General features: G+C 65.7%; 8 protein-coding genes. 2 read left to right on the top strand and 6 right to left on the bottom strand.

The features are described 5' to 3' along the window. On the top strand, positions 1-238 hold a 238-nt coding region (locus SBI67_RS25920; protein WP_318983325.1), incomplete at its 5' end, for a hypothetical protein. Between the two features lie 131 nt (positions 239-369). On the opposite strand, the gene murA is transcribed toward SBI67_RS25920, so the two are convergent. Further along, a complete protein-coding gene (murA, locus tag SBI67_RS25915; protein WP_036395829.1) occupies positions 370-1,623 on the bottom strand; it encodes a UDP-N-acetylglucosamine 1-carboxyvinyltransferase in 1,254 nt (417 codons plus the stop codon). An 83-nt stretch (positions 1,624-1,706) separates the two neighbouring features. On the opposite strand from murA, the gene SBI67_RS25910 reads away from it, so the two are divergent. Next, positions 1,707-2,300, top strand: a complete 594-nt coding sequence (locus tag SBI67_RS25910) for a cob(I)yrinic acid a,c-diamide adenosyltransferase (RefSeq protein ID WP_318983324.1) — start codon at positions 1,707-1,709, stop codon at positions 2,298-2,300. On the opposite strand, the gene SBI67_RS25905 is transcribed toward SBI67_RS25910, so the two are convergent. Genes SBI67_RS25905 through atpA form a run of 5 tightly spaced genes read right to left on the bottom strand, consistent with a single transcriptional unit; the run spans position 2,301 to position 7,201 of the window. After that, entirely contained in the window at positions 2,301-2,735 is a 435-nt protein-coding gene (locus tag SBI67_RS25905) for a DUF2550 domain-containing protein (RefSeq protein WP_266049312.1), read from the bottom strand. A 13-nt stretch (positions 2,736-2,748) separates the two neighbouring features. Further along, positions 2,749-3,114 (bottom strand): F0F1 ATP synthase subunit epsilon, encoded by a 366-nt coding sequence (locus SBI67_RS25900; protein WP_318983323.1) that lies wholly within the window; start codon positions 3,112-3,114, stop codon positions 2,749-2,751. A 33-nt stretch (positions 3,115-3,147) separates the two neighbouring features. Further along, positions 3,148-4,578: a F0F1 ATP synthase subunit beta gene (atpD, locus tag SBI67_RS25895; RefSeq protein ID WP_266049313.1), complete on the bottom strand. Its 1,431-nt coding sequence runs from the start codon at positions 4,576-4,578 to the stop codon at positions 3,148-3,150. Positions 4,579-4,620: 42 nt separating this feature from the next. After that, complete coding sequence (locus tag SBI67_RS25890; RefSeq protein ID WP_318983322.1) at positions 4,621-5,544, bottom strand: F0F1 ATP synthase subunit gamma; 924 nt, start codon at positions 5,542-5,544, stop codon at positions 4,621-4,623. 7 nt (positions 5,545-5,551) lie between these two features. Then, positions 5,552-7,201, bottom strand: a complete 1,650-nt coding sequence (gene atpA / locus SBI67_RS25885) for a F0F1 ATP synthase subunit alpha (RefSeq protein ID WP_318983321.1) — start codon at positions 7,199-7,201, stop codon at positions 5,552-5,554. Positions 7,202-7,238 lie beyond the last annotated feature (37 nt).

Raw genomic sequence — 7,238 nt, 5'->3', positions numbered from 1 at the left:
AAAAACCCCTCGAACAAACGAGGCAGAATTCGAATCAGAAAAATCCGATCACAAACAAAAGACACCAAAAACTGGCATCAAAAAAACAAACCATCCCACGTGGCAGGAAGACGGGGAGTCCCCCACCAAGATGGCCAAAAAACAACAAACAAAAACCACCAAACACACTATTGAGTTCTCAAACAACAGACTTGATTTTGTCGAAGCTACCCGTTTCGGGGCAACCCTGCCAGCTTAAACTAACTTGTCCGGCGAGTCAAGCTTCTCTGTCTCGCGTTTCCGCGGCGACTTCAAAAGATTAGATCCACGGCCGCTGCGAAGTCAAATCCCCTGGTCAGGGGCTTGTGACGGTGGTACGCCCGTCTCAGATCAGCTTACCCGCTCGATCTCCGCGCCCAGGCTGGCCAGGTTTTCGACGAACAACGGGTAGCCCCGGTCGATGTGGTAAACGTCGTGTACCTCGGTGTCGCCGTCGGCGACAAGGCCGGCGAGCACCAGACCCGCACCGGCGCGGATATCGGATGCCCACACCGGCGCACTCGACAACTGCGGCAATCCCCGCACCACGGCGTGATGCCCGTCGGTCCGCGCGTCCGCCCCCAGCCGGATCATCTCCTCCACGAAGCGGAATCGCGCCTCGAACACGTTCTCGGTGATCATCGAGGTCCCGTCCGCGACGCATGCCAGACCGATCGCCATCGGTTGAAGGTCCGTCGGGAAACCCGGGAAAGGCAGGGTCGCGACGTTGACCGCCTTGGGCCGCTCGTACTGCACCACCCGGAACCCGTTGTCGTGCTGGGTGACCGTTGCACCCGCGTCGTGCAGCTTGTGCAGCACCAACTGCAGATGCGCGGGGTCGACGCCGGTCACCGAGATGTCACCGCGTGTCATCGCCGCGGCGATCCCCCAGGTCGCGGCGACGATGCGGTCGCCTATGACCCGGTGTTCGGTCGGGTAGAGCCGGTCAACCCCGGTGATGGTCAGCGTGGACGAGCCGGCGCCCTGTACCTGGGCACCCATCTGGTTGAGCATGTCGCACAAATCCACCACGTCGGGCTCCCGCGCGACGTTGTGGATCGTCGTCACCCCCTCGGCCAGCACCGCGGCCATCAGGATGTTCTCGGTAGCGCCGACGGACGGGAACTCCAGTTGGATCTCGGCGCCGCGCAGATGGTCCGCCTCGGCCACCACGCAACCGTGCTCGATATTGCACCGCGCCCCGAGCTGGCGCAGGCCCGATTGGTGCATATCCAGCGGTCGGGAGCCGATGGCGTCGCCACCGGGCAACGCGACCTTCGCCCGCTTACCTCTGCCAACCAGCGGACCCAGCACACATACCGAGGCACGGAACTGTCTGACTGCGGCGAAATCGGCGTCGTACTTCGGCTCGTCCGGCGAGGTGATGCGGACGGTGGAACCGTCCAGCTCCACTGTCGCGCCCAGACCTCTGAGCACCTCCGCCATCAACGGCACATCCAAGATGTCCGGACAGTTCGTGATGGTGCTGGTGCCCTCGGCCAGCAGCGCGGCCGCCATCAACTTGAGGACGCTGTTCTTGGCTCCCCCCACCGCGACTTCGCCTGATAACCGATTCCCACCGGTCACCACGAAACGCTCGCTCACGCGGGCCAGTGTAAGCAGACGACGGGCCGGATTCAGAACGCCTGGCCAGGTTGCAACGCCGCTGTGACCGGTACCGTTCAACCATGGCCGTGCACCTGACCCGCATTTATACCCGGACCGGTGACGACGGGAGCACCGGGCTGAGTGATTTCAGTCGCGTCTCCAAGAACGACGCGCGATTGCAGGCCTACGCCGACTGCGATGAGGCCAACGCGGCCATCGGGGTGGCCGTCGCGCTCGGGAACCCGGACCCTGCGCTCGGGGAGGTACTGCGCCAGATCCAGAACGATCTTTTCGACGCAGGCGCCGACCTGTCCACGCCGGTTGCGGAGAATCCGCCGTACCCGCCACTGCGCATCTCCCAGGACTACATCGATCGCCTGGAGACCTGGTGCGATCAGTTCAACGAAGGCCTGGCACCGCTGAACTCGTTCATCCTGCCGGGCGGGACCGCGCTCTCGGCGCTGCTGCACGTCGCCCGCACGGTGACCCGGCGCGCCGAGCGGTCGGCCTGGGCCGCGGTCGATCAGCACGGCGACACGGTGAACGTCCTGCCGGCGAAGTACCTCAACCGGCTCTCGGATCTGCTGTTCATCCTGTCCCGGCTGGCCAATCCGGACGGCGACGTGCTTTGGCAACCCGGTGGCGGAAAGAAGACGGACGACGCCGGCGCGTGATCAGCCGGTGCGTCGTTGTGCGCGGCGTGACGGGCGGGACTCCACCCACGAGGTGAAGGCCGTCAACGCGCCCTGGTCGAGGGCCACCTCGTAGCCTCGGCCAGAATCCCGCAGTTCCAGGATCACGATCTCCTGGCTCATGATGTCGAACTCGTCTCCGCGCGGGGAACGGCGGCCCACCACTTCCAGTGCCAGCCGACTCAGCCGACGGTCCGGCCACCAGCGGATGCTCGAGAGCCGGTAGAAGCCGGCCTCGCCGCCGCGATAACGCATCACACCGTGGCGCCAACCTTGACCACCGGCGGCGGGATAGTCCCGCAGGATGGCGGCGGTACCGCCGACCTGCCGCAGCTTCCACAACCGGTACACCAGCGCGACGACGGCCACCGCCAAGACGCCGATGAGCGCGACCATGATCCACATGACCGCGCTCATCGACAGGAAACCTCTAGTCGAGTTGTCCGACGGCGCGAAGGCGGGCGCGCCCCCATGCGGCCTTCGCGGGGTCATCGGATTCCGAATCCCGCTTGGCGGCGTCGGCATCGACTTCCGACTCGAACTGGGCGTTCTCGACCAGGATGCTGACGCCGTTCTCCGTCACCGACAAGAACCCGCCGTCGATGGCGATCCGCAGATCGTCCTCACCCTCGCGCTCCACCCGGACCATCGCGTCCTCGACCAGCTGTGCCACCAGCGGGATGTGCCGCGGCAGGATGCCGATCTCGCCCGCGGTGGTGCGGGTGAATACGAATGTCGCCTTACCCGACCACAGTGCGCGCTCGACTGCGACGATTTCGACGTCCAATTCAGCCATGCCACACCACCTTCCGTGTAGTCAGTCGGGCAATCACAGCTTGGCGCCGAGGCTTTCGGCCTTCTTCGCCAGGTCGTCGAGACCACCGATGAGGAAGAACGCCTGCTCGGGCAGGTGGTCGAACTCGCCCTTGGCCAGCTTGTCGAAGGCCTCGATGGTCTCCTTCAGCGGCACGGTCGAGCCCGGCTGACCGGTGAACTGCTCGGCCGCCATCATGTTCTGGCTCAGGAAGCGCTCGATCTTGCGGGCGCGGTACACCAGGACCTTGTCCTCTTCGGAGAGCTCGTCGATACCGAGGATCGCGATGATGTCCTGAAGGTCCTTGTAGCGCTGCAGGATTCGGATGACTTCCTGGGCGACGCGGTAGTGCTCGTCGCCGACCACGCTGGGGTGCAGGATCGTCGAGGACGAAGCCAGCGGATCCACCGCGGGGAAGATGCCCTTGGAGAACACCGCACGAGAGAGCTCGGTGGTGGCGTCCAGGTGGGCGAAGGTGGTCGCCGGAGCCGGGTCGGTGTAGTCGTCGGCGGGCACGTACACGGCCTGCATCGAGGTGATCGAGCGACCACGGGTCGAGGTGATGCGCTCCTGCAGCTCACCCATCTCGTCGGCCAGCGTCGGCTGGTAACCCACGGCCGACGGCATGCGACCGAGCAGGGTCGACACCTCCGAACCGGCCTGGGTGAACCGGAAGATGTTGTCGATGAACAGCAGCACGTCCTGGTTCTGCTCATCGCGGAAGAACTCCGCCATGGTCAGCGCGGACAGGGCGACGCGCATACGGGTGCCCGGCGGCTCGTCCATCTGGCCGAACACCAACGCGGTGTCCTTGAGCACGTTGGCATCTGCGAGCTCGACCCACAGGTCGTTGCCCTCACGGGTGCGCTCGCCGACGCCGGCGAACACCGAGGTGCCACCGAAGTTGCGGGCGATGCGGTTGATCATCTCCTGGATCAGCACGGTCTTGCCGACGCCGGCACCACCGAACAGGGCGATCTTGCCACCACGCACGTACGGGGTGAGCAGGTCGACGACCTTCAGACCGGTCTCCAGCATCTCGGTGCGGGGCTCCAGGTCGGCGAAGGCCGGCGGCTTGCGGTGGATGGACCAGTGCTGGAAGTCCTTGCCGTAGCCGGGCTCGTCCAGGCAGTCGCCAAGGGCGTTGAACACGTGCCCCTTGACGCCGTCGCCGACCGGCACGGAGATCGAGGCACCGGTGTCGGTGACCTCGGTGCCGCGCACCAGACCGTCGGTGGGCTGCATCGAGATGGTGCGCACCAGGTTGTCACCGAGGTGCTGCGCCACTTCGAGCGTCAGGGTCTTGGCCAGGGCGCCGTAGCTGATGTCGGCGTGCAGCGCGTTGAACAGCTCGGGTACGGCGCCACGCGGGAACTCGATGTCCACCACCGGGCCGGTGATGCGGACGACCCGACCCGTCGTGGTCTTCTCTGCGGTAGCAGTCATTTCTCTTCTTCGCTTCCTACGGGGCTTCTGTAGTTGATCCGGCTAGCGCGCGTCGGCCAGTGCGTTGGCGCCGCCGACGATTTCGCTGATTTCCTGAGTGATCTGCGCCTGGCGCTCGCGGTTGGCCGCCAGCGTGAGCGCCTTGATCAGATCGTCGGCGTTGTCGGTGGCCGACTTCATGGCGCGTCGGCGCGAAGCCGACTCCGAAGCCGCCGCCTCGAGCAGCGCCGCGTACACGCGGGTGGCGATGTAGCGGGGCAGCAACGCATCAAACAGTGTCTCGGCGTTCGGCTCGAACGAGTACAGCGTGTGCGGACCGGTCTCGGCCTCGCCCACGTACTCGACGACCATCGGCGCGATCCGCAGCGCGACCGCGGTTTGCGACAGCATGGACCGGAACTCGGTGGACACGATGTGCAGTTCGTCGACGCCGAGGATGCCGTCGGCGCCCGGATCGTCACCCTCGTCGTCGGCACCGGACAGGAACGCCTCCACCAGGGTGTCGGCGATCTCCTTGGCGTTCTCGTAGGTGGGCCGCTCGGAGAAGCCGGTCCACGACTCGGTCACCGCGCGCTGCCGGAAGCTGTAGTAGCCCAATGCCTTTCGGCCGACCACGTACAGCACCGGATTCTTGCCCTCGTCACGCAGCAGCGAGAACAGCTCCTCGGCCCGGCGCAGCACATTGGCGTTGTAGCCGCCGCACAGGCCGCGGTCCGAGGACACCACCAGCACGCCGGCCCGCTTGGGGCTCTCCCGCTCGACGAGCAGCGGGTGGTCCAGCGCGCTGGCCCCGGCAAGCTCGGTGAGCATGTTGGTGATCTCGGTGGCGTAGGGCCGAGCCGCTTCGACTCGGGCCTGCGCCTTGGCGATTCGCGACGTGGCGATCAGCTCCTGGGCCTTGGTGATCTTCTTGATCGACCCGGCGGAGCGGATACGCCCGCGTAGCTCGCGCAGTGTGGCTGCCATCTGTTACCTAGGCCTTCTTGGGAGCAGGCTTGCGGACCTTGACCGATTCCTTCTCCAGGTCCTCGGGGTCCAGTGCTTCCGCGTCGGCTTCCTTGACCACCACGGAGCTACCGTCGGAGGCCGAGAAGCCCTTCTTGAACTCGTTGATCACCGACACCAGCTTCTCCTCGTTCTCCTCGGAGAGCTTCTTGGTGTCCTTGATCCCGGTCAGGATGTCGGAGTGGCTGGCCTTGACGTGCTCCAGCAGCTCGTCGACGAAACGCGAGACGTCTTCGGCGGGAACCGAATCCAGGTGGCCCTGGGTACCCAGGAAGATCGACACCACCTGGTCCTCGACCGACAGCGGGCTGTACTGGGGCTGCTTGAGCAGCTCGACCAGGCGAACACCGCGGTCCAGCTGCGCCTTGGAGGCCGCGTCCAGGTCGGAGGCGAAGGCGGCGAACGCCTCCAGCTCGCGGTACTGCGACAGATCCAGACGTAGCGAGCCGGCAACCTCTTTCATCGCCTTGATCTGAGCGGCGCCACCGACGCGGGACACCGACACACCGACGTTGACGGCCGGACGCACACCCTGGTTGAACAGGTCGGACTCCAGGAAGCACTGGCCGTCGGTGATCGAGATGACGTTGGTCGGGATGTAGGCCGAGATGTCGTTGGCCTTGGTCTCGATGATCGGCAGGCCGGTCATCGAGCCACCGCCGAGCTCGTCGGACAGCTTCGCGCAGCGCTCCAGCAGACGGGAGTGCAGGTAGAAGACGTCACCCGGGTAGGCCTCGCGGCCCGGCGGGCGGCGCAGCAGCAGCGAGATGGCGCGGTAGGCCTCGGCCTGCTTGGTGAGGTCGTCGAAGACGATCAGCACGTGCTTGCCGTCGTACATCCAGTGCTGGCCGATGGCCGAACCGGTGTAGGGCGCAAGCCATTTGAAGCCGGCCGGATCGGAGGCAGGGGCCGCGACGATGGTGGTGTACTCCATCGCGCCACCCTCTTCCAGCGCACGCTTCACGCTGGCGATGGTGGTGCCCTTCTGGCCGACGGCGACGTACACGCAGCGCACCTGCTGCTTCGGGTCGCCGGTCTCCCAGGCCTCGCGCTGGTTGAGGATGGTGTCGACGCAGACGGCGGTCTTGCCCGTCTTACGGTCACCGATGATCAGCTGGCGCTGGCCGCGGCCGATCGGGGTCATGGCGTCGATGGCCTTGATACCGGTCTGCAGCGGCTCGCCGACGCCCTGGCGCTGAACCACGGACGGGGCCTGCAACTCGAGGGCACGGCGGGTGTCGGCGGCGATGTCACCCTGGCCGTCGATGGGCTGACCGAGCGGGTTGACGACGCGGCCAAGGAAGGCGTCGCCGACGGGCACCGAGAGGACCTCGCCGGTGCGCTTGACCTGCTGGCCCTCTTCGATCTTCTCGAACTCGCCCAAGATGACGGCACCGACGCTGTGCTCGTCGAGGTTCAGGGCCACGCCGAGCACGCCGCCCGGGAACTCGAGCAGTTCCTGGGTCATGACCGAGGGCAGGCCCTCGACGTGGGCGATGCCGTCACCGGCGTCGACGACGGTGCCGATCTCTTCGCGCTCGGTGTCGGCGGAAAACGAGGATACGTAGTCCTCGATGGCACCTTCGATATCAGCAGCCGAGATTGTCAACTCTGCCATGGTTTTTCGTCTTCCTACCTAGTTCTTCGGGGTGGTT

The organism is Mycolicibacterium chengduense (genome assembly GCF_033741155.1).
GTDB lineage: Bacteria > Actinomycetota > Actinomycetes > Mycobacteriales > Mycobacteriaceae > Mycobacterium.
Note: the sequence above shows the minus strand (reverse complement) of the source record. Positions and strands in the feature narration are given on the sequence as shown.